We start from the raw sequence: 26,968 nt of genomic DNA, 5'->3' as shown, positions 1-26,968 counted from the left end.
ACAGGGTCATTTGTCCGTCGTGCAAGAGCAGGCGGTGAGAGCCCATTTCACTGCGCAGCCTGCCCGCAATGCCGATGAGGTCTGTGCCTATGTTCTAGCCGAGTGCGACCAAAACTACAGCACGTCGGGAGCCGCCAAGCTGATGCGCCGCCTGGGGTTCGCGTATAAGAAACCACAATTGCTGCCTGCACAGGCCGATGAAGCCAAGCAGGCTGCGTTTATTGCCAAATATGAGGCCCTGATGAACGGGTTGGCCGCAGATGAGATGGTTGTCTTTTCGGACGCTGTCCACCCCGAACACCAGAGCCGCCCCGCCCATGGTTGGTTCCCCAAGGGACAAAAGACGGCCCTGAAGGCGACATCAGGGCGCAAGCGGCTCAACATTCAGGGCGCGCTTGACCTTGAGACTTTCCAGTTCACCTTTGTGGAAGGCGAGAAGATCAATGCCCAGACAACCCGACAGATGCTGGAAAAGTTGGAACGCAACAACCAAACCAAGACGGCCATCCACGTCTTTGTCGACAATGCCCGCTATCATCATGCCAAGATACTACAGCCATGGCTGGACAGCCCAGAACGTCGGGTGAAGTTGCATTTCTTGCCAGCATATGCCCCGCACCTCAACCCGATCGAGCGTCTTTGGGGTGTTATGCACAAATGGGTCACCCACAATCGGCACTATGCAACGTTCAACCAATTCACAGAGGCCATTTTCGACTTCTTCCGCAAGACCCTGCCAGAAAAATGGCCAGAGTCCCGCGACACCGTCACCGACAACTTCCGCGTCATATCGCTCAAGGAATACAAAGTGATTTGAGGGGAAAACCTCAGGTCAATTCAGGCGCGGGAGCATAACTCCCAAGCACCCCAGCCGATAACGGGTTTGTCAGTTTTGATGTGAGTCTCCTTGGCCATTAGGCGCATGAATTTTCTGTTGTGGTCTGAATTTCGTGGCGCTGTGACGATTTCTCTGAATCATTGGTGGAATGGACCAAGTTACTGCTCTTGAACAACTCCTCGCCACGGCTCTGCGCAGGATCGCCGAGTTGGAAGCCGCGTTGGCGAGCATGGCGCAAGAGAATGCGGATCTGCGGCGTCAGTTGGCCAAGAACAGCAGTAATAGCAGCAAGCCGCCTTCGAGTGATGGGTTGAAGAAGCCGGTACCGCGTAGCCTGCGTGGTAAGTCCGGTAAGAAAAGTGGTGGCCAAGTTGGCCACCGAGGCGACACCCTACGTCAGACAGCAACGCCTGACTTTGTGGAGCGACATGAGGCTGAGGCCTGTGGCACCTGTCAGCATGGCTTGACGGCTGGGATGATCAAGGCGGTGGAGAGGCGTCAGGTTTATGACATACCGGTGCCGCGTCTGGAGGTCACAGAGCATCAGGCAGCGATTTATTGTTGTGGCCATTGCCGAGCCACGACGACAGCCACCTTTCCCGATGGCGTGAATGCACACGTGCAATACGGTAAGCGCATTCGGGCGGCGGCGGTCTACTGCAATGTTCAGCAGCTGATCCCCGAGGATCGGGTCTGCCAACTCCTGCGTGATTTGTTTGGTGCCACCAGCCTATGCGCGGCCAGCGTGACCAACTGGGTGAACGGCACAGCGCGTACCTTGGGTGGCGTCGTCGAACACATTCTGGCCCGGCTCAATGAAGGCGGCGTTCGGCATCTGGATGAGACCGGACTTCGTGTTGATGGTAAGCTGCACTGGCTGCACTCAATCAGCGATCTCGCCTTCACGCATTATCGCATCAGCGCCAAGCGCGGTGCTGTTCCATCCTTCCTGACCGGCGGGACAATTGTTCATGACCACTGGAAGTCCTATTACGCCCATATGAGTGGGGTGGACGCGCACGCCCTGTGCGGGGCGCATCATTTACGGGAACTCAAGGCCATCGAAGAAATCGAAAAGGAGCCGTGGGCGTGCGCGATGAGCGTGCTGCTCAACAGCGCCAATCAGCTCAAGTGCGCGGCTCAGGGGCGAGGCGAGACCGAACTCCCCACGTCGGTTCACCACGGCATCCTCACCAAATACATGGCGATCCTCACCGAGGGCCTCGCCTTCCATGAGCGACAAGACCCACTGGCTAGACGCACTGGTGCGCGAGGCCGAAAAGCCAGGCGGCCAGGCCATAACCTTCTGGTCCGCTTGCGCGACTACCGTGATGACGTCCTAAGGTTCCTTACGGACTTCACAGTTCCCTTCACCAACAATCAGGCCGAACGGGACCTGCGCATGATGAAGTTGCGCATGAAAATCTCGGGAACTTTCCGCACCCTCGAGGGCGCGCAGGTCTTCGCTGACATCAGATCCGTCATCTCGACGGTCAGAAAACACGGGGGCAATATCCTCGAAACACTCACCCTATCACCACAACAGATCATCGCTCGGCTCTAACGTCGCAAGGGCAACACAAAACCCGATATCCGATGGGGTCCTTGGGAGTTACCTCTATTTAAACAAAAGAGCCCCCAATCGGGGGCTCTCTCAGTTTCATAGGCGCGAAAACAGAACGGGTTTGCCGTCGTACTTCCTCTCCAGCCATGCCGTGACAAACGCCACGGCGCCACCCGCTGGGGTGGTCAGAAGTGCGAGCGGTATACTGCCTCAGAAATTGGGTGCGCTTTGTGAGCAGCGGACATTCGCACGACGAAATTGAATGGCCATAAAGTCCGCAAAGCCGCCCTTCACTCCGTTGCGGGTTCTGGCGCGGATACGCCATCCGTTGATGGATTGTTTGCACCTTGTGTGACCAGTGCGCCGTCTTGCCATTCGCCGTCTGCGACTTGACCGGAGGCGGCGTAGGTCATGGTGCCGTCGCCTTGGCGTCGACCTGAGCGGAATTCACCGGAGTAGACGTCGCCATTGGTGTAGGTCGCGACGCCGAGGCCTGAGATTTCGCCGATGGACCATCGGCCTTCGTAGGTGAATCCATCAGCCATCGTGATTTTTCCGGCCCCGTCGCGTTGGCCGTTGGCAAAATCGCCTTCATAGATTGTGCCATCGGCGTAGGTCGCAGTGCCGAACCCGCTGCGCTGTCCGTCGTCCCAAGCGCCGACATAGGTGTAACCGTCAACGTAGCGCATCGTGCCCATGCCGTGGTTTTTCGCGTTGAGGAAATCGCCCTCATAGACGAGGCCATTGGCGTAGGTTGCGATACCGGTCCCGTTGATTACGCCAGCCTCCCAGCCGCCTTCATAGGTGGAGCCATCGGGGTAGGTGATCTTGCCAGTGCCATCGGCGAGGTCGCCCACGAAGCTGCCAACATAGATGGACCCGTCCGGATAAGTGACTTCGCCGGTGCCCTCATTCTTGCCGTTGACCCATTCGCCTGTGTAGCGGTAGCCGTCTACGCCGGTGAATATGCCGTTACCGTTGCGCAGATCATTCATAAAGCCGCCCACATAAACGTCACCGTTCGCGAAAGTAACTGTGCCGACGCCTTGGCGTTGGCCTGCCACGAGGTCGCCCTCATAGATATCGCCGTTGGGTTGGATCAATTGGCCTGTGCCCTCAATCTGGCCAGCGGCCCATGTGCCTTCATAAACCAGACCGTCGGGCATGGTCAGGGTTCCCACGCCTTGGCGTTCGCCGCTGACCAGAGTGCCATTGTACAGCGCGCCGTCGGGGTAGGTGATAGACCCTTCGCCCTCTTTGACGCCATTGACCCACGGGCCAGCGTAGATGTAGCCGCCTGGGCTGGTCATAGTGCCTTGGCCGTGGTGCATGGCATTTCGAAAGTCGCCCTCATAGACGACGCCATTGGCGTAGCGCGCGATGCCGCGTCCGGTGATTTTACCATCAAGCCAGTCACCCTCATAGGTGCCGCCATCGGCAAAATTGATAACGCCGAAGCCTTCGGGCTTTCCGGCGGCGAATTGACCCTCATACAGCGATCCGTTGGGGAATCGCGCCGTGCCATTGCCGCGAATTTCGCCTTCAAACCATTCGCCGTCGTACTGGTACCCGTTCGGCAGACTGTATGTGCCTTGTCCGTGCTGCAAGCCACCCAAGAACTGGCCTTCATAGATGCCGCCGTCGTCGTATTGTTTGGTTTGAACCGATTGCGCCAAAGCAGGTGTTGCCATCAAGAGGGCGGCGATTAGGTAGGACGTAAAGCGCATCATTTCAAACATCTTTCATGCGGAATTTGAGACAGGATAGGGGGAAGGGCGCGCCGTGACAACTGTGGTTCTATGTGGCTTTTTCGTCTTCGGCTTCCCCTTGCCGGTTTGTGCGATTATGTGGGGGTAAGAGCGATGAAAGGTGATCCTATGAGCGACCGTTTCCGGCTGACGATGGCGCAACTGAACCCCACTGTTGGCGACATTGCAGGCAATGCCGAAAAGGCGCGCGTTGCTTGGGAGCAGGGGCGCGCGGCGGGGGCCGATATGGTCATGTTGCCGGAGATGTTTCTGGTCGGTTACCAGACGCAAGATTTGATCATGAAGCCCGCATTTGAACGCGATGCTGCGGCACAGTTGGCGCAGTTGGCTGCGGCCTGTGCGGATGGTCCGATGCTGGGGATTGGCGGGCCGCTGCGCGAGGGCGACAAGCTGCGCAATGCGTATTTTGTGCTGAAGGCCGGTAAGATTATTTCCACCACGCGCAAATTTTTCCTGCCCAATTTCAATGTCTTCGACGAGGTCCGTCTGTTCAGTCGCGCAGATATGCAGGGGCCATTTAGCACCGGCGGAGACGCAGGGTCGTTGCGGATTGGCACGCCGATTTGCGAGGACGCATGGTATCCGGACGTGTGCGAGGCGATGGTTGAAAGCGGTGCGGAGATGTTGCTGGTGCCAAACGGCAGCCCGTACTTTCGCGACAAATTCAGCGTGCGTTTGAACCAGATGGTTGCGCGGGTGACGGAATGCGATGTGCCGCTGGTCTATTTGAACATGGTTGGCGGACAAGACGATCAGGTGTTTGACGGGGGATCGTTTGTGTTGAACCGCCACGGCGCGCTGGCTGTGCAGATGCCATGGTTCGAGGAGGCTGTTGCCCATGTCGATTTCGTGCGCACCGATGCGGGTTGGGTCGCCGAGGATGGCGACAAAAATCTTGAACCGGACACGATGGAAACCGATTACGCGGCGATGGTGATGGCGCTGCGCGACTATATGGCGAAGACCGGATTTAAAAAGGTGTTGCTGGGCCTGTCCGGCGGTGTAGATTCGGCGATTGTTGCTGCGATTGCGGCGGATGCGTTGGGGCCGGACAATGTGCGCTGCGTGATGATGCCGTCTGAATATACGTCGGATGCGTCTTTGGATGACGCCAAGGCTGCGGCTGCGGCGCTGGGTGTGCGGTATGACGTTGTGGCGATCGGTGCGACCCGTGCGGCGGTGACGCAGACATTGGCACCGCTGTTTGCGGGACTGGACGACGGGCTGACCGAAGAAAATATCCAGTCGCGTATTCGTGGGCTGTTGTTGATGGCGCAGTCCAACAAGTTTGGTGAAATGCTGCTGACGACAGGCAACAAATCAGAGGTCGCCGTGGGCTATGCCACGATCTATGGCGATATGGCGGGTGGATATAACCCTATCAAAGACCTTTATAAGACGCGGGTCTTCGATATTTGCCGCTGGCGGAATGCCAATCATCGCCCATGGATGAACGCCCCCGCCGGTGAAATGATTCCTGTGGCGATCATCGACAAACCGCCAAGTGCGGAATTGCGCGATGACCAGAAAGACAGTGACAGCCTGCCGGAATATGACGTGTTAGATGGCATTTTAACGCTGTTGGTGGATGATGACGCCAGCGTCGCGGACTGCGTCGCGGCAGGCTATGATCGCGCTGTGGTCAAAAAGATCGAACATTTGCTTTATATCAGTGAATACAAACGGTTCCAGTCTGCACCGGGGCCACGTTTGTCGATGAAAGCATTTTGGCTGGATCGCAGGTATCCGATTGTGAACCGCTGGCGGGATGACACCTGACGCAAGTGCGGCTTTAGTCCATCTCATTACACCTACGCCAGCGGTCGTGAGGGGGATGGTCCGGTGACAGGACTTTCGGCGCAAAAAGCACGGCTGAGCCTTTATATCATGCTGTGGTATAAGGATTCTGGGTCAATTTTGGATCGGTTTGACAAGTACAAAAAGGCGAAGGCGTGTTTTTATATCAACACGTTGGCCGATGTGGATATCGCCGTGGTTGAAGAAAATGTGCGTGCTGGCTTGGACGATCTGGCGGCGCGTTGGCCCGTAAAAGCCAGCTGACGCCGTAGGAAATATGGACATTCCGGCCACGCTGTGAAAAGCCTGACGCAACCTTTCATACCGGACAGTATCTCCATGACAACGACCCGTTTCGCCCCGTCCCCCACAGGCTATTTGCACATTGGTAACCTGCGGGCGGCGTTGTTTAACCACGCGATTGCACGGCGCGCCGGTGGCACGTTTATTTTGCGGATCGACGACACTGATCCTGAACGCTCAAAACAGGAATATGTCGACGGTATCATGTCAGACCTGACGTGGTTGGGGATTTCGTGGGACCAGATTGAATATCAATCCAAACGTATGGACCGCTATGACGCGGCGCGCGATGCGTTGATCGCGTCGGGTCGGTTGTATGAATGTTTCGAGACACCGGTTGAGCTGGATCTGAAGCGTAAAAAGCAGCTTAATATGGGTAAACCGCCGGTTTATGACCGCGCTGCGTTGAATTTAACCGCCGATCAGATCGCGGCTTACCGCGCTGAGGGGCGCACAGGGCATTGGCGTTTCAAGCTCGACCAGAAGCGCATCGAATGGGTTGATGGTATCTTGGGCGCGATTTCGATTGATGCCGCGTCGGTGTCTGACCCTGTGTTGATCCGTGGCGACGGGCAGTATTTGTACACGCTGGCATCTGTTGTCGATGACACGGAGATGCAGGTCACGGATGTAGTGCGCGGGTCGGACCACGTGACGAACACGGCGACGCAAATCCAGATGATTCAAGCGCTGGGCGGCACTGTTCCGACGTTCGCGCACCACTCCCTTTTGACGGGGCCGCAGGGTGAGGCGCTTTCCAAACGTCTTGGCACATTGGCTTTGCGTGATTTGCGCAAAAACGGCATTGCGCCGATGGCGATCCTGTCGCTGATGGCACGATTGGGGTCGTCTGATCCTGTTGAATTGCGCGAAACCATTGGCGAGGTTGTGGCAGGTTTCGAGATGTCAAAATTCGGATCCGCCCCGACGAAATTTGATGCCGATGATCTGGGTCCATTGACCGCCCGTTGGTTGGCGGCGCGGCCATATTCTGCAGTTGCCGATGCGGTTGCAGCGTTAGGTGTGCCTGAAGACTTGGGTGAGCGGTTCTGGAATGTCGTGCGTGAAAACATCGCATCGTTGGATCAAATGGGCGACTGGTGGGCTGTGTTTCGCGATGGTGCCGCGCCGCAGATAGCCGATGAGGACGCGGAATTTATCCCGCAGGCCCTAGCTCTTTTGGGGGAGCCGCCCTACGCCGATGATACTTGGGGCACGTGGACAGCGGCCGTTAAGCACGCGACGGGCCGCAAGGGTAAGGGGCTGTTTATGCCTTTGCGCCATGCCGTCACAGGCGCGACGCGCGGTCCGGAAATGGCGGACGTGATGCCGCTGTTGCAGACAAAACCTAAAGCGTAATGGCGACGCGCGCCGAAAACGCACATGCAAAATTCCTGAGCGGATCATTGATGCGCCACATCTCGGTGATGGCGTTCACGTCGTCGGTGGGGTTGATGGCGGTGTTCATGGTCGATTTCATCGACATGATTTTCATCTCAATGCTCGGCAAGGCGGAATTGGCGGCGGCGGTCGGATATGCGGGCGCAATTTTGTTTTTCACATCATCCTTTGGCATCGGCATGTCGATCGCGGGGGGCGCGTTGGTCGCGCGATCCTTGGGTGAGGGTGACACGGTTTTGGCCCAGCGGCGTGCGACAAATGTGCTGATCTTTGGCGCCGTGTTCGGCGCGATTTTTGCCGGCGTCGTCTGGTTCAATCTGGACCCGATTGTCGGCTTGGTCGGCGCGACAGGGTCGACGGCGGAACTGGCCGTGACTTACCTGACAATCATCATCCCGTCCCTGCCGTTGTTGCTGGTCGGAATGGTCGGTGGCGCGATTTTGCGTGCGCACGGTGACGCGCGCCGATCGATGATGGCCACGATCATTGGCGCCTGTGTGAATGCGGTTTTGGATCCGATCCTGATCTTCGGGTTCGGCATGGAATTGCAGGGTGCGGCCTGGGCCAGTGTTGCGGCGCGGGTGGCAATTGGTGTCAGCGCGCTGGTGCCGATTGTGCGGTATTATGGCGGCTTTGGCCGTCCTGATCTGTCAAACATGCTGCCGGATTTGCGACCGGTTCTGATCATCGCATTTCCGGCGATCCTGACGCAGTTGGCCACGCCCATCGGGCAGGCCTATGTGACGCGGTCCATGGCAGAATTTGGTGAAGATGCCGTCGCGGGCATGGCGATTGTGGGCCGTCTGACGCCAGTAGCATTCGCAATTATTTTCGCGCTGTCCGGCGCAATCGGACCCGTGATTGGTCAAAATTTTGGCGCAGGCAAGCAAGACCGCGTGAAACGCGCGTTCCGTGAAGGGCTGATTTTTACCGGAATTGTTGTTGTGGTCGTGTCCGGTCTGCTGTTCGCGGCGCGCCCACTGCTTGAGATGTTGTTCCTGCTGGACGGCCCCGCGCGCACGCTGGTGTTTCTCTTCGCCGGACCGCTTAGCCTGCTGTGGTTTTTCAACGGCATGATCTTTGTGTCCAATGCGGCGTGCAACAACATGGGCCACCCGTTTTATTCGACCGTGGTGAACTGGGGTCGCCATACGATTGGCACGGTGCCGTTTGTGATCGTCTTTTCGGCATGGTTTGGGGCTGGCGGCGTGTTGATCGGGCAGGCTGTGGGCGGAATTTTATTCGGGCTGATCGCGTTGGTTGTGGCCTACCGTGTCATGCAGACTGGTGGCCGCGGCGGGACCACTTGCGCGGATGGCATTGACAAGCAGGCGCGCACTTTGGGCTGGCTGCACCGGAACCGCTAGGGCCGCGAGTGCGGCGTCTACGGTTGCGCGGGTGTCGGGATGAAGCGGCTGCGCGCGCGGATAAAGTGGTGCTGCGCGGTCATCAAGAACTGGGCCCCAACCTGTCGTGGTGGCGAAGAAATGCGCGGCACCACCGGAGTTTGGGTCGTCGCCCATCAGCGTGACGAAGCCTGCGACAACCACATCAAGATAGCTGAGCAGGATCGGATGGCCCGTGCTGGGCGGTGCCGTGTGGCTGGGGTTTGCCTCAAAAACGGCGGTGGGGGTGTGAAATTGCGCACTGACATCGCGGCGCAGGTAGGCGTGTTCGCGTAAATCCAGTGCAGCCCAGTCGCCGCGTGGAACCTGCGCGGTGATGCCGTGCAACGTCGTGTGCGCGCAAGGTTCAACAGACAAAATGCGACGGGGCGCGCCAATGCGTGCCGCCACACCCGCTGCCATCCGGTTAGGGTCGCGCCCGTCGGGTCGGGATAATCATGGGTCGCCAGATTGACGTCAGGGGAATCGCGTTTGGAACTGAGTGAGTAAAGGATTGCTCTTGCAGGTGATGGCGGGATGGATTCTGGATGGGTGGTTGTTCTCATCGGGTGCTCATCGCCATGCATATTTTTCTATCCGCCTTCGACGAAGTTCCTGATCCGCGCGCCAGTAACGTGCGCCACGACCTTGGTGAACTGCTCGTTATCGCCTTCGTGTCGGTCTTATGTGGATCGACCTCCTGCGCCGAGATGGCCGCATTTGGCCGTGCAAAAGAGAGCCTTTTCAGGAACTTCCTGAAACTCAAGCATGCCATTCCATCGCATGATACCTTCTCGGAGGTCTTCCGGATCATCGACCCGAAGGCACTCGATGCGGCCTTCAGTAAGGTACTTGCCGATGTGACCAAGCTCCTCAAAGACGGTGATATCATCGCGATTGACGGCAAAGCGTTACGGGGTGCGCGCGACCCGGGCGAAAGCGCACGGACCCGCATGATGGTCTCAGCCTATGCCTCGCGGCTGCGCCTGACGTTGGCGACAGTACCTGCCGACCGAGGCACAGAACTCAGCGCGGCCATAGAGGCGCTTGGGTTGATCGATCTGCGGGGCAAGGTGGTCACCGGTGATGCATTACATTGCAACCGCCGCACGGTTGCCGCAATCAACGCAGGCGGCGGTGATTGGTGCCTCGCCCTCAAGGGTAACCAGGAATCCCTGTTGTCTGACGCCCGTGGATGTTTCAGCAAGGGGCACAAAAGCGATCCAACAGCCGTTACGGAAAATACCGGCCATGGAAGAAAAGAAACCCGTAAGGCGGTTGTGGTATCGGCTAAGGCATTGGCAGAATACCACGAATTCCCTGGCCTCAAGGGGTTCGGTCGCATCGAGGCGACCAGAGAGACGGGCGGAAAGGTGACCTCAGAGACCCGCTACTTCGCGCTGTCTTGGGTTCCCACACCTGAGGTGCTGTTGGCCGCTGTCCGCGACCATTGGGCCATCGAAAATGCCCTTCATTGGCAGTTGGATGTGTCTTTCCGCGAGGACGCCGCACGCAATCGGAAAGACAACGGTCCCGGCAACATCGCCGTTCTACGTCGCCGCGCACTCGACGTCCTCCGGCGTGACACATCCAAGGGCTCTCTCTCCATAAAAATCAAACGTGCAGGCTGGGACACCACCTTCTTACGCAGCATTCTCAGTGACTTGGCAACAACATGAGCCAAACGCGATTGCCCTGAGATTGACGAGGCTGCCGTAGCCAAAAAAGCGCGCTCCCAAATCGAATGAATCTGTCATTCGCGTGATCTGAGGATGTGCGCGGGTTTTGCAGCAAGGGATCGCCATGCAAACGCAAGTCCCGCAAGCATCGTGGCCGCCATGCCGCCCAAGATAATCGCGCCCGCCGATGTCCAGATCGGGGTGTAGCCGGTTTCCATAATGAACGTAGAAACCGCCCAACCGCCCAACATCCCCGCCGCGAGTGCGACAAGTCCTGCGGCGAGGCCGAGAAGCGCGGAGCGCAAAGCAAAGCTGCGTAGGATGGTGGCGCGCGACGCACCTAGGGTTTTCAGGACTGCGGCCTCAAATGTGCGGGCGGGCATTCCTGCTGCGGCAGCGCCGATCAGCACAAGAAATCCGGTGAGCAGGGTCGCGAGTGCGCCGTAGCGGGTGGCCGCAGAAATCCCGCCGAGCAGTTGCACAACTTGGTCAATCGCGTCGCGCACGCGGATCGCGGTGACGTTGGGGTAGGCGGTGGCAAGGTCGCGCAGAATGGCGGCTTCGGCGCTTGGGTCGCTGTAAACCGTGCTGATCCACGAATGTGGCGCGCCCTGCAGCGCGGTGGGGTTCATCGACATGATAAAGCCGATGCCTGCGTCCTCAAATGACACCTCGCGGAAGTTGGCGACGGTCGCTTGTATGTCGCGCCCGAGGATGTTGGTGGTGATGGTGTCGCCGATCTTAAGGCCGATTTCTGCGGCTTCTTCTGCGGCGAAACTCATCAGTGGCGGGCCTGCGTAATCTGCGGGCCACCAATCGCCTTCGGTGATGATTGTCCCGTCTGATGGCAGGGCGGAATAGGTCAGGCCGCGATCGCCGTTCAGGACCCAGTGGTCGGCAAAGTCGCGCGCAGGGATGCCGTTGATCTGAGTGATGATGCCGCGCAACATCGGCGCGGCCTCATAGCGGGTGACTTGCGGATCGCTGTCGAGGCGGGTGCGGAAACCGTCGATTTGATCGGGCTGGATGTCGACAAAAAAGTAGGACGGGGCGACGTCTGGCAGTTCATCGGAGATGGAGCCGCGCAAGTTACCGTCGATTTGCCCGACAGCGGCAAGGACCGCGAGGCCGAGGCCGAGGGACAGGACCACGGATGTGGTTTCACCGCCCCGCGCGCCAATAGAGGCGAGGGCAAAGCGCAGCGCGGGAAACCCACGTGATAGGCGGCGGAATTTTTGGGCTGTGAACCGCGCGATGGCGGCGGCGATGACCAACAGGGCGAGGGCGCACAGGATGCCGCCCGCCGTCCAGAGCGTTAGGAACACTGTGCCGGAGAAGACAATCGCCGTGCCGATGAGGGTGGCGAGCAACAACAGCGTTATAACGAGATATTTGGCCGAGGGCAGGGTTTTTCCTGCGCCGAATGCGTCGCGAAACAGGGTTGCGGGCTTGATGTCTTCGGTGCGCGCCAGCGGCCAGAGGGTAAAGATCAGCGCGGCGAGAACACCGTAGATTGCGGCCTCAAACAAGGGGGCGGCGTGTAGGGTGAAATTGGCGGGGATCGGCAGACGGGATTCGATGAGAGGGGCGAATGCGAGCGGGATCGTGGCCCCCAAGGCCACCCCGATTGCGACACCGACGATGGTCAGGACGCCGATTTGTAGGAAATACGTCAAGAAGATTGTGCGCCGTGTTGCGCCGAGGGTTTTGAGGATCGCGATGACGTTGGATTTGCCGCTGAGGTAGGAGCGCACGGCGGCGGACACACCGACGCCACCAACGGCAAGGCCCGACAGTCCGATCAGGATCAAAAAGGCGGCAATGCGATCAACAAAACGCGCGATACCGGGGGCCCCTTCGCGGGCGTCGCGCCAACGCAGGCCCCCGTTTTCAAAAAGAGTTTCGGCTTGGGTCTCAAAGGCGTTGAGGTCAGCGCCGTCGGGCAGATCGAGACGATAATTGGTTTCCATCAGAGTTCCGGTCGCCAAAAGACCGGAATTTGCAAGGTCGTCGAGCAGCACGAGGCTGCGTGGGCCAAGACCGAAGCCGCCCCCAGAGTTATCCGGATAAGACACAAGGATCGCGGAGAGGATGAAGATCTGTTCGCCCAAGCTGAACGTGTCGCCAGCGCTAAGCGCAAGGCGGTCGGCAAGGGCGCGTTCCATCACGCCGCCCGGGAACGTGGCGTCGCCTGCGAAGGCGTCAGCCAGCGGCATCGGCGGGTCGAGGACGGTTTCGCCGATCAGCGGGTAGAGGTCATCCACAGCCTGCACTTGGGTCAGGCCGCGTTCGACAGTGTCGCGCTCAACGACGACCATGGAGCGGAAATCGGTGGTTTCAGAGACTTTTTCCGCAATACTGGCCATCCACGCGCGTTCATCGGGTTCGGCAAAACGGTAAGTAAACCGCACGGCAGCGTCCCCACCGAGAAGTGCCGCACCATTGGCGGCGAGGCCCGCTTGAATAGACGCGCGCACGGTGCCCACGGCAGCGATGGCCGCGACGCCGAGGGCGAGGCACGCTAGGAAGATGCGAAAGCCATGCAGCCCGCCGCGCAGTTCACGTTTGGCGAATGTCCAAGCGATGAACAACGACGGCGCGTTCATTCGGCGGCAGCCTGCAACGTATCAATGCGCCCGTCGCGCAGGCGGATTACGCGGTCACAGCGCGCGGCGAGTTCATTGGAATGGGTGACCATGATTAATGTCGCGCCGTGCTGTTCACGCAGACCAAACAACATATCGATGATGGCGGCTCCGTTGGTTTCATCAAGGTTTCCAGTCGGTTCATCTGCCAAAAGCAGTTTCGGGCGAGTGACGGACGCGCGGGCAAGGGCAACACGCTGTTGTTCACCGCCTGACAACTGCGCAGGGTAATGCGCGGCGCGATTGTCCAGCCCGACGGCGGCGAGTTCGGCGCTCGCGCGTTCGTAGGCATCGCGCACGCCAGCAAGTTCCAGCGGTGTCGCGACGTTTTCCAGCGCGGTCATCGTGGGAATGAGGTGGAAGGATTGGAACACAACACCTATATTACCCTGACGAAACCGCGCAAGGTCGTCTTCACCCAAGTGTGTAATGTCCGTTCCGAGCGCTATGATAGACCCAGACGACGCGGTTTCCAGCCCGCCCATCAACATCAGGAGAGATGATTTGCCAGATCCACTCGGCCCGACGAGCCCAAGCGTTTCGCCCTTGGCGACGGTCAACGAAATGTCGTGCAGGATGTCGACCGTGCCGGCGTTGCCAGACAGCGACATGGAGACATTGGTGAGCGAGAGAGCATCAGTCATCGGGGTCGCCTTTGGCTTGGTCGGATCAGTTTTATATGGGGTGTTACGCGCTGGCCGCAACCTTGGATTGGCTTTGATTTTGGGCATCGGCGGGTTGGTTGGAGCGGCGCAGGCGCAAAGCGTGACCCTTGCGGCATTGGGGGATTCTTTGACCCAAGGCTATGGATTGCCGATGGAGGACGGGTTCGTGCCGCAGTTGCAGGCATGGTTGCGCGCAAGCGGGGCGGATGTCGACGTGATCAACGCAGGTGTATCTGGCGATACCACGGCGGGCGGCCTTAGCCGTGTGGCGTGGACGCTGACGCCGGATGTCGATGCGATGATTGTCAATTTGGGTGGCAATGATCTGCTGCGCGGTATTGATCCCGCCGTGAGCCGCGCGAATTTGGACGGTATTTTGCGCACAGCGCAGGATGCGGGTGTCGATGTGTTGTTGGTAGGGTTGGATGCGCCGAGCAATTATGGCCCTGCGTATAAGGCTGCATTTGATGCGATGTATCCGGAATTGGCGCAGACCTACGGGCTTGATCTATATGCAAATTTCTTTGCATCGTTGCAGGATGGCACAGATCTGATGGGCGTGCGCGTATTGTATATGCAAAGCGATGGCATTCACCCCAGCGCTGTCGGCGTGGGAAAAATCGTGGATGGCATCGGGCCTGCGGTGCTAAGCCTGATTGCGCAGTGAACTTTAGGGGCTGTGAGGGCCTTCGCAATCCACACGGCTAGCCTGTGCTCCTAACCAACTGGGAGTATGTCTAGTTCAGTCGCGAAAGTCACCGAGATCATCTGTTCGTCGTCCAAGTCGTTTGATGACGCGGTCGAAAATGGGATCGAACGGGAGTCCAAATCGCTTAAGGGAATTACAGGCGCTTGACTTGCCGACCAGAAAGTCACTGTGAACAATGGCAAGATCGACGAGTACCGCGTCGTTCTGAAGGTCACGTTCGTGTTGGCTGATTAAACCTTAGGGCCGAGAGGCAAACACAAAAAAGGGCGGCTCCCGTAGGAACCGCCCTTCGTTAAGTCCGAAGACTTGAAATTTATGCAAGTGCGAGGTTAACCGCGGACTCACGACCGTCGCGGCCGGCTTCAACGTCAAAAGTTACCTTTTGATCGTCTGCCAAGCCTGTGAGGCCGGAACGCTCAACTGCGGAGATGTGAACGAAAACGTCCTTGCCGCCAGTTTCAGGAGCGATAAAGCCGAAGCCTTTTGTTGTGTTGAACCATTTGACTGTACCGTTGGCCATGTCATGTCTTCCTTTTGTAGCTCTGCCCGCGAAATGCGGCAGCTTGGCGAAGTTAGTGCTAGATCGAATGTCGCCGATGAAGGAAGACAGTAGGTCGAGATAGAATAACGTTTGCAAAGAAGCATATGGGGTAGTGCAAGCCGTTTGGCAAGGGCTAAGGCTGTATATTACCGTTGTCGGCAAATTCTCGCCAAGGCTGTAAGGGGTTGCAGTCAGTCCAGCATAGGTATCTGACGGTTGCGAAATTACCACCGAAAAATGCCGAAGGATATTACGATGCGCTGGGATGAACTGATGGACCGCGCTGGTAGCGCATGTGAATTTTGCGGTGCGGCGGACGGACTGACGAGTGTTGACGTCCCGACCGAGGATCAGGTGTTGTTGTGTCCGGCCTGTCGCGGTGAGGGTGATGTGCCTGCCGCCCATTGGCGCAGTCTGGAAGGGGCGATGTGGTCCGCAGAACCGTCCGTCCAGATCGCCGTTTGGCGCAAGCTTGGCGAGATCGACGAGATGTGGGCGACCGATGCGCGCGAGAGCATGATGATGGAGCCAGAAGTTCAGGCGCGGGCCGAGGCGAGTGCGCTGGTGGTCGAACACTTTGATTCCAACGGTATGCGGCTGGAACACGGTGATACAGTTGTTCTTGTGAAAGATTTGGTGGTGAAGGGCGCAGGGTTCACGGCCAAACGCGGCACGGCTGTGCGCAACATCTCGCTCGTGCCAAATAATGCGGCGCATATTGAGGGCAAGGTCGAAGGACAACGGATTGTGATCTTGACGGAGTTTGTGAAGCGGAAGTGAAGCGGAAGTGAAGCGGAAGTGAAGCGGCTGCGCTCCTCTACGGTTTAACTTAATTCCTGCCTTTACACGTGTAAGCTTGCCTAAACCCCGAAAAAGCCACAAATTTGCCGCGCTTGCGGGCTATCCGTAATCCAATCGCACACCTAAGGTGCGTTCAAGCCCCGTCTGGGGCAGATTGAGGTATCTGGCTATGCGAATTCTTGCGGTCGACGATGATCCTCTCATCTTGGACTTACTTGCGGTGACGTTGGAGCAATGCGGTTTCAGCAAGGTGACCTATGCATCCTGCGCCGAGTCCGCGATTGATCTAATCCATGCGACGTCTGTTCCATTCGATGCGTTCCTGCTGGACATCATGCTCCCTGGTACCAGCGGGATTGAGCTGTGTGCGCAAATTCGGGGTCTGAAAAGCTACCGCGTCGCGCCAATCATCATGATTACCTCGAGCAAGGCCCATGACATTATGGCCCAAGCATTCGGGGCCGGGGCGACCGATTTTGTCAGCAAGCCTTTTGAAGGGCTGGAGCTGGGATCGCGCATCAATATGGCCGCGATGCTGAGTGAAAGTTTGTTCCGTGAGAAGCTGGCCCAGCACAAGATGTTGGAATTCAGCAGTACGACGGCCATTTCATTCGCAGAACCATTTGATATCAAGAGCAGCCGCAGTGGGCGGGGTCTTTTGCAGCTGGTGAATGAACTGCTGCGCATGACGGATGCTTTATTTGCGATGACCTTGTTCAGCATCAAGATCGAGAGCGCCGACACGCTGTTTCTGGATTCGACCCCGGCACAGTTTCGCCAGAGCATCGAAATGACGGCGGCCAGTCTGTCGAATGTGTTCAGTGAGGATTCGATGATTTTTGCCTATGTCGGCAAGGGCACGTTTGTCGCCGTGGCTTATCGACGTGACCGCATAAATACCAACGTGCTTGAGTCGGAGGCGAGTGTCGCCTTGGCCCAAACATGGAATGCGGCCAAGACTGGGCAGCAAACTGCGCCCCAGCTGACATTGCAGAAAATCGATGAGTGTAGGCTGTGGACCGGCCGGTCTGCCGTGATTGCGATTAACAGCTTTTTGGCAGGTGGCGACGAAAGCGAGATGGGGTCTTCTGAAACGCAGGTGCCGCCAAAAATCTAGATCACTTAAGGGCACCTCTATTAATTCAAAACTGCCAAATAGAACCACAATTAAAACAACCACTTACGGGGCGATCATTGACCATCTATGGTATTAATAGAGGTGCCCTTAAGTCAGTGTGATCCACAGACAGATGCCTGCGGTGTTTGTCAAAGGTGTTGTCCGCCGATTTCATGCAGCGTCTCTGATTTCAGAGGCGCTGATTTCGTTTTCTGGGTTCAGCCAGACGGGTCCTGCTGGTTGCCAGCTTCGGGTTTTTCCTGACCAGCGTTGCGGGTTTTGCGCGCGAGCAGTGGCATAGAGATTGGCACGATTTGTGAGCGTTGCACGATCATGACCTGCGTGGCGCGCATTCGGCGTGACGAAGCGGATGGCGCTGTGCAGGTGTTCACTATTGTACCAACCAGCGAAGGTTTGGACCCAGGTTTGAGCATCCGCCTTGGTGGCAAAGCCCTTGGTCGGCCAGTCCGGGCGGTATTTGCAGGTTCGGAACAACGCCTCTGAGAAAGGGTTGTCGTTGCTTACGCGAGGGCGACTGTAGGAGGCCGTGATCCCTAGTTTTTCCATCGTCACCTTCATCGTGGCGCCCTTCATAGGACTGCCGTTGTCAGCGTGCAGAACCAAGGGGCGCATCTGACAGCCCTCCGCTAGCACTGCTTGCCGGATCAGAATGGCAGCCAGATCCGCACTTTCACGCTCATGGATGTACAGCCCACGATCTTCCGGCTGAAGATGTCCACGATCAGATACAGATAGAAGAACATGCCTGCGACAGGTCCCGGCATTCAGGTAATGTCCCAGGTCCAGACCTCACAGGGCGCACTGGCCTGATAGCTTGTGGGCTTCTTACGCTTGACTGGGGACTTGGCTCGACCCCGGTGATGCTGCAATCCATTGGCGCGCAAAATGCGGTAGAAACTCGATTCCGAGGCCAGATATCGACCCTGATCGGCTAGCTTTGGCACAATCTGACTTGGGGGAAGGCTAGAGAACTCCTTTGAATTACAGACATCTAGAACAGCCGCGCGTTCTGCCGTACTCAACGCGTTTGCTGGTTCCGCACGCGGCACGAGGGGGCGCTTATCAGGGCGAACCTCGCCGTCTTTTGTCCAGCGCCGCAGAGTGCGTTCGCTGATTTCCAACTCGGAACAGGCTTTGGCGCGCCGCGCTCCTGCGGTTACGGCCTCATTGATCAGAGCAACTGCGGTTTGGCGATCTGGGGTGCTGATCATGCGTCCTCTCCGTCCCCCCAGATCGCTGAGGCCTTTTTTCGCAGAACAAGCAGTGCTGCAGTTTCGGCCAGTGCGCGATCCTTGCGAGCAAGCTCGCGTTCCAAATCTTTCATCCGTTTCTTGTCTTCCTTGGTCGCACGCACAAGACGTGCTGCACTCGTGCGGTCCCAGTCGTTGGCCTGCTCGCAAGCAACTCGCCACATGGCAATCTGCGCCGGGTAAAGGCCGCGTTTGCGGCAGTATTCTGCTAGGTCAGCCTCGTTCAGCGCAGCAGTTTCCAACACCGCCGCAAACTTGTCACGTGAAGACCAGCCCTCAGGGCTCGCATCAGCGTCAGGCAAAAGCTGCCCCTTGTTGCGCGCCTGAGCACGCCAAGAGAAAAGCGTCGCCTCCGAAATCCCTTCCTCCTGCGAAAGCTGCCGAATGGCCACGTTGTTCGGCGGAAGCATCCGTTTCAGCACAGCTGCTTTTCGTTCCAGTGAATATCCCATGTCATTGTCCTAATCCGCCCACCTGAAAATTAGAGAAAAATAGAGCAGCGGACAACATCCCTGACAGAGGGGGCCTGCGTCACGCCGCGCGAAAAGGCGGCTAAACGGTGCACGGGGCTCTGCGTAATATCTCGCTCTTGCCAGAGAATGCGGCGCATATTGAAGTTAAGGTCGAGTGGCAGCGGATTGTGATCTTGACAGAGTTTGTGAAGCGGAAGTGGGGGGTGTTTCGTTTGCCTCATTCGTCACGTTGAGAATACTGGAGTAAATTTTTGAATTTCTCAAAATCGTTCACACAATCCATGGTAGAGTTCCGTAAAGATAATGCGTGAAATTCTGCAACTGCCCTTCCTTGGCAATTAATTGATTTACTTGGATTGAATTCAATGTCCGAATACGCTGCGTAGTGTAAATTCTTCTTTATCCATTCCTCATGAGGCGTGATCGCTTTGAGGTAGAGCCAGTCATAGAATGCATTCTTTGGCTCTGTTGGGAATTCTTCCCCTAGGAGCCGGAATGCTACAATTGGTCCCTGCCCAAGGCTGTGAACTTCCCTCTTAGCCATAAAAGGTTCTAAGTCCATTAGATGTTCGTGCTGTCCAGAATGGGCAAATACTTTTGAACTCTGATAAACGCTCTCGAGACTCTTCAATGTCCCATTCACGTCGATTTTCAGGTTAAAGGCGCTCAGGCGCCGACCAACCTCAACCAACGACTTTGTTGAAATCTCAAGAATAGGGTGGATTCCAAGCCGTTTGGCCTTGTCATGGAGCTCCAAAATATTCTTTTGCTTCTGCAAAACCGAAAACCCACCATGCCACTGAATATCTACAGGAAGCACTTCAACTAAAGGACCTCTGTCGGCTCTAGGAATGAATATGGGTCGTGTTGCCAAGTCAATGAACCTTTGGAATGCGAGACAACGCGATCCCGTGGGGGACCAATATCTCATACCGCTCAACAACCTTCAGCCGCGATTGAATAGTTGCGTCTTTCCAATCGGTACGATCATAGAGAACTTCGACATCGATAGTATTTATTGAAGAGCGTAATTCATTCAGTGCTACACTAGTTTTATTCGCAATATCAGTAGCAAATAGGACACCGTCTTCCAGCAAGACATCCGGTGAAATGCAAAGGTACCTAGGGGTTTCAATTCGCTCTTCTTTTTTGCTATGTAATTCATTGGATGGTTCCGCGTCATGCATAGGGAAACATAGTCAGATATGCCTTTGTTGTCGTCTGCATCCCAACTCCACTGATTTCCAGACGGCGCTTCTGGCCAAATTTCGAGCTCACGCATTCGGTTTTTGGACAAAAGTCCGTGTTTCTTTATTAGGGGAAAATTGCATTCATCGGTGAAATGATAGACGTGGCAATGTTGCCTGCTTTCGGTAATCTTCTTTACGAGTTCTTCCAAATCCATAGTCACCTCAATCACTGTTTGGGCTGAAGCTAGAGGCAGCTGCAGCTGATAACCGTAATAGTCTCAGTGGTTACCGCACAAACTTCTTATGCTTCATCCGTTTTGGTTCCATCGCGTCCGTTCCAAGACGCTTTTTCTTGTCTTCTTCGTAATCGCCAAAATTGCCATTGAAGAATTCGACGTGGGCGTCGCCTTCAAATGCGAGAATGTGGGTACAGATACGGTCGAGGAAGAAACGGTCGTGGGAGATGACCACGGCGCAGCCTGCAAAGTCGACGATGGCATCTTCAAGTGCGCGCAGTGTTTCGACGTCGAGGTCGTTGGTCGGTTCGTCAAGCAGAAGAACGTTTCCACCTGATTTCAAAAGCTTGGCCATGTGGACGCGGTTGCGTTCACCGCCCGACAGGATGCCGACCTTTTTCTGCTGATCGCCACCTTTGAAGTTAAACGCAGAGCAGTAGGCGCGGGAATTCATTTCCGCATCGCCGAGTTTGATAACCTCAGCGCCGCCGGTGATTTCTTCCCAGACGGTGACATCACCATCCAGCGCGTCGCGCGATTGATCGACGTAGGACATCTGCACAGTGTCGCCAAAACTAACCGTGCCGGAATCTGGTTCGGCCTGCCCGGTGAGCATGGAAAACAGCGTCGATTTACCCGCGCCGTTTGGCCCGATCACACCGACGATACCGCCGGGGGGCAGTTCAAACGACAGGTTTTCGATCAGCAGCTTGTCGCCCATCGCTTTGGTCATGTTTTCGACTTCGATTACCTTGTTGCCAAGACGCTGGCCGTTGGGAATGATGATCTGGGCGCGGCCCATCTTTTCGCGTTCCGACTGGTTGGCGAGGTCGTTGTAGGCAGAGATACGGGCCTTGGATTTGGCCTGACGGGCCTTGGCGCCTTGGCGCATCCATTCGAGTTCGCGTTCCAGCGTGCGCTGCTTGGATTTGTCTTCCTTGGCTTCCTTGGACAGGCGTTTCGCCTTTGCCTCCAACCAGCTGGAATAGTTTCCTTCGTGCGGAACGCCCGAGCCACGGTCGAGTTCAAGAATCCAGCTGGTGATTGCATCAAGGAAGTACCGATCGTGGGTGACGATCAGGATTGTGCCTTTGTAATCAATGAGGTGCTGTTGCAGCCATGCGATTGTTTCGGCGTCCAAGTGGTTTGTCGGCTCATCGAGCAGCAACATATCTGGCGCGTCGAGTAGAAGTTGGCACAGGGCGACGCGACGTTTTTCACCGCCCGAGAGCGTCGTGACATCTGCGTCATCGGGGGGGCAGCGCAAAGCCTCCATCGAGACATCGATCTGCGCGTCGAGGTCCCAGAGGTTCTGGGCGTCGATTTCGTCTTGCAGCTGGGCCATTTCATCGGCGGTTTCTTCGGAATAATTCATCGCCAATTCGTTGTAGCGATCAAGAATATCCTTTTTGGCCTTCACACCCAGCATGACGTTTTCGCGCACAGTCAATGTCGCGTCGAGTTCTGGCTCCTGTGGCAGATAGCCGACAGTTGCGCCCTCTGCCGCCCATGCTTCGCCCTGAAATTCTTTGTCTTGGCCGGCCATGATCCGCATCAGGGTTGATTTACCGGTGCCGTTGACGCCGACGACGCCGATTTTAACGCCGGGGAGGAAGTTCAGGCGGATGTTTTCGAATACCTTTTTACCACCAGGGTAGGTTTTGGACACGCCGTCCATGAAGTAAACATATTGATAGGCGGCCATGTGTTGTTTCCCCTGATAATGCGAGTATTTGTGCAGTGAATACGCGTGTGGTCAGGTCGGCGCAATGGGGGGTGTTACGCGCGCTTGGGGCGCTGTTGCCGTTGGCGATCATGCAACCAGTCAAGCAGGTCGTCGCGCGGCAGGGGGCGTGACAGCCAGTAGCCTTGGATCACACCACAGCCCATGCCCGCAAGCGCTGTGGCGGTGGCCTGATCCTCCACACCTTCGGCAATCACATTGAGCCCAAGATCGTTGGACAGTACTACGATTTTGCGCACGATTTTGCCCCTGATCGCATCGCTGAGCAGGTTTGTCACCAAACCGCGGTCAATTTTCACCCCTGTGACATCAAGTTTCGCGAGGTGTGACAGGCCCGCAAAGCCAACGCCGAAATCGTCGAGGTGGACCTGAAATCCGCCGTCATGCAGATCGCGGATGATCGCGGCATGGGATTGCGTTTCGGATGCGTCGCCGAAATTGGTGGTTTCCAACACTTTGATGGTGACATGCGCGCGCTCGATTCCCGCGGCTTCAACCCCCCAGATGAGGCGTCGGATAAAGTCTGGATGGCTCAGCAATTCGGGGGAGGCGTTGAACGCAATGCCAATGTCACCAAATCCGGCGTGGTTGAGGTTTCGTTTCTCGGTCAGGGCAGCGGTCATCGACAACAAATCAAGGGCACCCATTAGCCCTAACTCTTTGACCATAGGCAGGAATTCATCAGGTGCAATCACACCATCAACGGGGTGAACCCAGCGTACAAGCGTTTCCAAACCGATGATCTGGCCCGTCTCAAGCGACATTGTCGGTTGGAACCAATAATCCAGGGTTCCAGTGTCGATGGCATTGGCAAGTTCGATGGCGCGGCGGCTTTGGAAGGCGTGACGATCGTGCAGGTCTTCGTCATAGAGAGCGACCCGGTTGCGACCGGTGCGCTTTGCCTCATAAAGTGCAAAGTCGGCCTGAACGAGCAAGGTTTCGGCGGTTGTTTTTTCGGATTGAGATATCGCAGCGCCAATGCTTGCCTCGATCTTAAGAAGCCGATTGGACCACGCGAACGGTTTTGAAGTGACGTCGAGCAGTCGCGTGCTCAAGTCATCCAACAAGGCCAAGTCGCTGGTTTGCGGGCAGACTACGACAAATTCATCGCCACCTACGCGTGCCAACAGATCGCTGTCGCGTATGTTTTGGCGGATGACGTCTGCGGTGTGGGTGAGCACGGCGTCACCACCGGAATGGCCGTGAGTGTCGTTCACAGCCTTGAAATTATCGAGATCGATATGCAAAAGCCCGACTGGCGTGCCGTCACCCGAGCGCAGGGCGTCGCCGATGAACGTTTTGAAGGCCGCGCGATTGGGCACGCCGGTTAGGCCGTCATGGGTCGCCTCGTGCTGAAGTTTATTGCTGGTTTCATGCAGTTTCTGCTTCTGTTCCATCTGTTCTGTCACGTCGCGGCATACGACGATGGCGTTTTGGGTGCCATCTGGAGCGAGGTTGTATGATGAATTCATCTGGTTCCAGAATTCACGCCCGTCATTGTGCCGGTTCAGTCGTTCGTGAAGTGACCAATCCTGTGGGTCGTCGGCGCAATACCGAAAGGCTTCTATTTCGTCTGGCGAGACGGCGTCGTTGGGTGGGAGCGCAAATTCCAGCGGATTGCGCCCAACAATTTCATCAAACGTGACGCCAAAAATCTTCAGGTAGGCAGGATTGGCCCACAAGATACGGGCCTTCATATCCTGAACGACCAAGCCGTCTGACGCGTGTTCACTGGCCATACGGTGATAATCGGCGTCGCGCACCGCCGTGACCAATTCCAATCGGGCGTCGTGCAGGGTCAGGCGCAGTATACCGACCTCGCGAGAGAGGTGAATAATGAGTGGTGTCAAGATAAGCACCACGGCCAAAAGACCTATAAATAGTACCACGAAGGTGGTCATTGATATCGCCCGACTTGCTTCACGTCCCGACGTTAACGCCCAAGAGTTTTGCGGAGGTTAATGGCCGTTGGATTTTTTTGATGGTGTTGCATGCTGGCGCCAAGGAATTGCCTTTGGCAGGGCGGCTGCGTATGGACACACCATGCAACGGGATGGGATGCCATTTGCCCGCGCCGGACAGGTGGTGGGATTGTTGGGTGGATCGTTTGATCCGGCCCACGAGGGGCATGCGCACATTACAAAGGCGGCTTTGACGCGGTTCGGGTTGGACCGCGTGTGGTGGCTGGTGAGCCCCGCTAACCCGTTGAAAATCCGTGGCCCTGCGCCGATTTTGGATCGTGTTGCGCGGGCGCAAGCGGTCATGCAGCATCCCCGCGTGACGGTGACAGACATCGAAGCACGGCTTGGCACGCGCTACACTGCCCAGACGATTGCGGCGTTGCAGGATTATTACCCGGGCGTGCGGTTTGTGTGGCTGATGGGCGCGGATAATCTGGCACAATTTCACCGCTGGCAGGACTGGCGCGAGATTATGGCGCGGGTTCCTGTGGGCGTCCTGGCGCGACCGGGGGATCGGATTTCGGCCTGCATGTCACGTGCCGCGCGCATTTTCCGTGCGGATCGTCTGATCGGGCGGGCTTCGGTGCTGTTGGGACAGGCAGATGCGCCTAAGTGGGCCTTTGCCAACCTGCCGATGTCGCAATTGTCATCGACTGCGATCCGCGAAACGGGCAAATGGAGTGCTGGTGCGGTTGATGACCGCCCGATGGGTGAATAGGGTTTCGAGATGTCAGTGACGTTTTCACGCAGAGCTATTTTGACCGGTTTGTTATCCAGCGCCGCTGGGGTCGCCTTGGCAGAGGCACCTCTTGTGTCGCCGCGCCCCAACGGGCGGACGGGAGCCGTGGACGTTGCCCCCGAAACCAGCCCTATCCCAAGGATTGCGCCGCGGGTGCGGGCAACCATCGAAGAAATGATTGCGGCTGCCGATCTGGACGGAACGGTTGGCTGTGTTTTGGCGGACGCCGACACAGGGGAGATGTTGGAACAGATCGATGCGGGGGTTGCGTTGCCGCCGGCCAGTGTCACCAAAGCAGTGACCGCACTTTATGCGCTGGACGCGCTAGGTGGGGCGTTTCGGTTTGTAACGCGGATATATGCCACTGCTCCAGTAGAAGGCGGTATTTTGCGTGGTGATTTGATTTTGGCGGGTGGTGGCGATCCGACATTGTCTGCCGATCATTTGGCGGAGTTGGCGGACGCACTGAAGGCGTCTGGCGTGACCGAGGTAACGGGGCGTTTTTTGTGTTGGCGCGGTGCGCTGCCCTACGCCGAAGAGATTGAGCCGTCGCAATTGGACCATCTGGGTTATAATCCGGCGGTCAGCGGGCTGAACCTGAACTATAATCGTGTGTATTTTGAATGGGCGCAGTCCGGTGGTGACTGGCGTGTGACCCTGGATGCGCGCACGGAAAATCCCGGACCGCCTGTCAGCATGGCGCGGGTGCGGATCGTTGACCGTGGGTCGCCGGTCTTTGCCACGGACGCGCCGGACAGTTGGACGGTTGCGCGGTCTGCCCTTGGAAATGGTGGATCGCGGCGGATGCCGGTGCGCCAGCCCGCACTTTATGCGGGCGATGTGTTCCAAACGCTGGCGGGCAGGGCTGGCTTAACGCTGCCCGCGCCTGACGTGATTGATGATCTGCCACAAGATCGTGCGGAGTTGGCGCAGCATGCCAGTGCGACATTGCGCACAATTTTGCAGGAAATGCTGCTGTATTCCACCAACCTCACAGCAGAGGTTTGCGGGCTGGCGGCCACGCAAGCCAAATTCGCCACGTCACTGGATATCAACGCGTCAGCGGCGCAGATGACCCGTTGGCTTGGTCAGAAATACGGGATCACCTGCGATTTTGTCGATCATTCGGGGCTAAGTGATCAGAACCGGATCAGTGGCGGTGACATGGTCAAAATTTTGTTGGCCGTGGGTCCTGACGGACCGCTGCGCCCGATCATGCGTCGCATTGCAATGACGGATCAGGACAACAACCGCCTTGAAGACTACCCCATTGAAGTCAGGGCCAAAACTGGAACGCTGAATTTTGTCAGCGCCTTGGCTGGCTATATCAAAACGGCCGAAGGGTCCGATCTGGTGTTCACAATCTTCGCGGTGAATTTGGAGCGTCGGGCGCAGGGCAAGGCATCAGGCGATGAAGTGCCTGAAGGGTCCATCGCGTGGAACCGCCGCGCCAAGCGGTTGCAACAGCGATTGTTGCAACGCTGGGGGCTGGTGTATCGCAATGACGATTTGCAAGACACGACCGATCAGGTGCTGGTGACGGACTAAAGCGTCATGTGACGGGCGCGCGCGCCGCGTTCAATTGCAGCGGCGTGCAGGCGGTCAATGTTCAACTCATATCGCATTTCTTCGAGCATCCGCAGTTCGGATTGCGCGATTTCACCGTCTGCCGCAGCCACATCACAGGCCAGCGCATAGGCTGTTTCGTTCAACCGTTCCGGCAGCGTTTCGCGGATCAAGCCGAACAAGGCATCAAGCCCGTCTTCTTGATCAAACAGGTCGAACACGGTCTGGGACACGCGCGGCACGTGATCTGAATCGTAGTCTGCAAAGACCGGCAGGTTGTTGATGATGTTGGTGATTTTCACCAATTCTGCGGTGCGAATGTTTTCGTCACTCGCCGACACTGCAATCATTACGGCGCAAAGCGCGTCTTGGGCGGTCAGGGAAGGGGTTTCGGACATGCGCGTGGCTCCTGTTCTGTTGGTAATTATCTATGGGTTGAGCGTAAGAAATTCAACAGGTTACGGGAAGTGTTATGGTGGCATGATCTGGCGGGCGCTTTGATTTATTGACCCTTTGTGCTGTGTGGCATAGGACGCGCAGGCGCTTGGACCGTTGGGGTTCGGGCCATTTTGAA

19 protein-coding genes and 3 pseudogenes are annotated in these 26,968 nt (G+C 57.0%); 13 read left to right on the top strand and 9 right to left on the bottom strand.

Features of this window, described 5'->3' with window-relative positions; all coding sequences use genetic code 11:
* Position 1: 1 nt before the first annotated feature.
* Together OA238_RS17185 and tnpC are read left to right on the top strand one after the other, a co-directional pair.
* Positions 2-817 (top strand): annotated as a pseudogene (locus tag OA238_RS17185) (IS630 family transposase); the annotation flags it as partial.
* Between the two features lie 169 nt (positions 818-986).
* Complete coding sequence (gene tnpC, locus OA238_RS17180) at positions 987-2,402, top strand: IS66 family transposase (protein ID WP_015496146.1); 1,416 nt, start codon at positions 987-989, stop codon at positions 2,400-2,402.
* A gap of 290 nt (positions 2,403-2,692) precedes the next feature.
* Here the strand turns inward: tnpC and OA238_RS17175 are convergent, their stop codons facing one another.
* Positions 2,693-4,132, bottom strand: coding sequence for an MORN repeat-containing protein (locus tag OA238_RS17175; protein ID WP_044038451.1), 1,440 nt, complete (start codon positions 4,130-4,132; stop codon positions 2,693-2,695).
* A gap of 147 nt (positions 4,133-4,279) precedes the next feature.
* Between OA238_RS17175 and OA238_RS17170 the strand changes: the two genes are divergently transcribed.
* From OA238_RS17170 to OA238_RS17150, 5 genes are all read left to right on the top strand, one after another.
* Positions 4,280-5,950 carry an NAD+ synthase gene (locus OA238_RS17170; RefSeq protein ID WP_044037070.1) on the top strand — a complete coding sequence of 557 codons (1,671 nt, stop codon included), beginning with the start codon at positions 4,280-4,282 and terminating at the stop codon, positions 5,948-5,950.
* A gap of 63 nt (positions 5,951-6,013) precedes the next feature.
* Positions 6,014-6,232: a DUF1801 domain-containing protein gene (locus tag OA238_RS17165; protein WP_015496143.1), complete on the top strand. Its 219-nt coding sequence runs from the start codon at positions 6,014-6,016 to the stop codon at positions 6,230-6,232.
* A gap of 75 nt (positions 6,233-6,307) precedes the next feature.
* Positions 6,308-7,630, top strand: coding sequence for a glutamate--tRNA ligase (gltX, locus tag OA238_RS17160; RefSeq protein ID WP_015496142.1), 1,323 nt, complete (start codon positions 6,308-6,310; stop codon positions 7,628-7,630).
* Entirely contained in the window at positions 7,630-9,039 is a 1,410-nt protein-coding gene (locus OA238_RS17155) for an MATE family efflux transporter (RefSeq protein WP_015496141.1), read from the top strand. Before gltX ends, OA238_RS17155 begins: the two co-directional genes overlap by 1 nt.
* A gap of 566 nt (positions 9,040-9,605) precedes the next feature.
* Positions 9,606-10,736, top strand: a complete 1,131-nt coding sequence (locus OA238_RS17150; RefSeq protein ID WP_015493784.1) for an ISAs1 family transposase — start codon at positions 9,606-9,608, stop codon at positions 10,734-10,736.
* 74 nt (positions 10,737-10,810) lie between these two features.
* Here the strand turns inward: OA238_RS17150 and OA238_RS17145 are convergent, their stop codons facing one another.
* Complete coding sequence (locus OA238_RS17145) at positions 10,811-13,342, bottom strand: ABC transporter permease (protein ID WP_015496140.1); 2,532 nt, start codon at positions 13,340-13,342, stop codon at positions 10,811-10,813.
* Positions 13,339-14,025, bottom strand: coding sequence for an ABC transporter ATP-binding protein (locus OA238_RS17140; protein WP_015496139.1), 687 nt, complete (start codon positions 14,023-14,025; stop codon positions 13,339-13,341). The genes OA238_RS17145 and OA238_RS17140 overlap by 4 nt, the downstream gene beginning before the upstream one ends.
* A gap of 121 nt (positions 14,026-14,146) precedes the next feature.
* Here OA238_RS17140 and OA238_RS17135 point away from each other — a divergent pair, with 121 nt between their 5' ends.
* On the top strand, positions 14,147-14,713 hold the full coding sequence (locus OA238_RS17135; protein WP_015496138.1) for an arylesterase: 567 nt from the start codon (positions 14,147-14,149) through the stop codon (positions 14,711-14,713).
* Positions 14,714-14,779: 66 nt separating this feature from the next.
* Positions 14,780-14,989 (top strand): annotated as a pseudogene (locus OA238_RS30430) (dodecin family protein).
* 79 nt (positions 14,990-15,068) lie between these two features.
* On the opposite strand, the gene OA238_RS17130 reads toward OA238_RS30430, so the two are convergent.
* Positions 15,069-15,275, bottom strand: coding sequence for a cold-shock protein (locus OA238_RS17130; protein ID WP_015496137.1), 207 nt, complete (start codon positions 15,273-15,275; stop codon positions 15,069-15,071).
* Positions 15,276-15,551: 276 nt separating this feature from the next.
* Here OA238_RS17130 and OA238_RS17125 point away from each other — a divergent pair, with 276 nt between their 5' ends.
* On the top strand, positions 15,552-16,076 hold the full coding sequence (locus tag OA238_RS17125; protein ID WP_044037066.1) for an alkylphosphonate utilization protein: 525 nt from the start codon (positions 15,552-15,554) through the stop codon (positions 16,074-16,076).
* 190 nt (positions 16,077-16,266) lie between these two features.
* On the top strand, positions 16,267-17,214 hold the full coding sequence (locus OA238_RS29120; RefSeq protein ID WP_015496135.1) for a response regulator: 948 nt from the start codon (positions 16,267-16,269) through the stop codon (positions 17,212-17,214).
* Positions 17,215-17,385: 171 nt separating this feature from the next.
* On the opposite strand, the pseudogene OA238_RS17115 reads toward OA238_RS29120, so the two are convergent.
* From OA238_RS17115 to OA238_RS17090, 4 genes and pseudogenes are all read right to left on the bottom strand, one after another.
* Positions 17,386-18,937 (bottom strand): annotated as a pseudogene (locus OA238_RS17115) (IS3 family transposase).
* Positions 18,938-19,175: 238 nt separating this feature from the next.
* The gene (locus tag OA238_RS33950) at positions 19,176-19,832 is read right to left on the bottom strand and encodes a DarT1-associated NADAR antitoxin family protein (RefSeq protein ID WP_015496134.1); all 657 of its coding nucleotides are present in this window, start codon (positions 19,830-19,832) and stop codon (positions 19,176-19,178) included.
* A 601-nt stretch (positions 19,833-20,433) separates the two neighbouring features.
* Positions 20,434-22,089: an energy-dependent translational throttle protein EttA gene (gene ettA, locus OA238_RS17095; RefSeq protein ID WP_015496133.1), complete on the bottom strand. Its 1,656-nt coding sequence runs from the start codon at positions 22,087-22,089 to the stop codon at positions 20,434-20,436.
* Between the two features lie 74 nt (positions 22,090-22,163).
* Complete coding sequence (locus tag OA238_RS17090) at positions 22,164-24,029, bottom strand: putative bifunctional diguanylate cyclase/phosphodiesterase (protein WP_015496132.1); 1,866 nt, start codon at positions 24,027-24,029, stop codon at positions 22,164-22,166.
* A gap of 142 nt (positions 24,030-24,171) precedes the next feature.
* Here OA238_RS17090 and OA238_RS17085 point away from each other — a divergent pair, with 142 nt between their 5' ends.
* Both OA238_RS17085 and OA238_RS17080 read left to right on the top strand, forming a co-directional pair.
* The gene (locus tag OA238_RS17085) at positions 24,172-24,807 is read left to right on the top strand and encodes a nicotinate-nucleotide adenylyltransferase (RefSeq protein WP_051076649.1); all 636 of its coding nucleotides are present in this window, start codon (positions 24,172-24,174) and stop codon (positions 24,805-24,807) included.
* A gap of 9 nt (positions 24,808-24,816) precedes the next feature.
* The gene (locus OA238_RS17080) at positions 24,817-26,376 is read left to right on the top strand and encodes a D-alanyl-D-alanine carboxypeptidase/D-alanyl-D-alanine-endopeptidase (protein WP_015496130.1); all 1,560 of its coding nucleotides are present in this window, start codon (positions 24,817-24,819) and stop codon (positions 26,374-26,376) included.
* Here OA238_RS17080 and OA238_RS17075 read toward each other — a convergent pair.
* On the bottom strand, positions 26,373-26,792 hold the full coding sequence (locus OA238_RS17075; RefSeq protein WP_015496129.1) for a tellurite resistance TerB family protein: 420 nt from the start codon (positions 26,790-26,792) through the stop codon (positions 26,373-26,375). The genes OA238_RS17080 and OA238_RS17075 overlap by 4 nt on opposite strands.
* Positions 26,793-26,968: the final 176 nt, after the last annotated feature.

Source organism: Octadecabacter arcticus 238 (genome assembly GCF_000155735.2).
GTDB lineage: Bacteria > Pseudomonadota > Alphaproteobacteria > Rhodobacterales > Rhodobacteraceae > Octadecabacter > Octadecabacter arcticus.
This window is presented reverse-complemented; position numbering and strand designations above follow the sequence as displayed.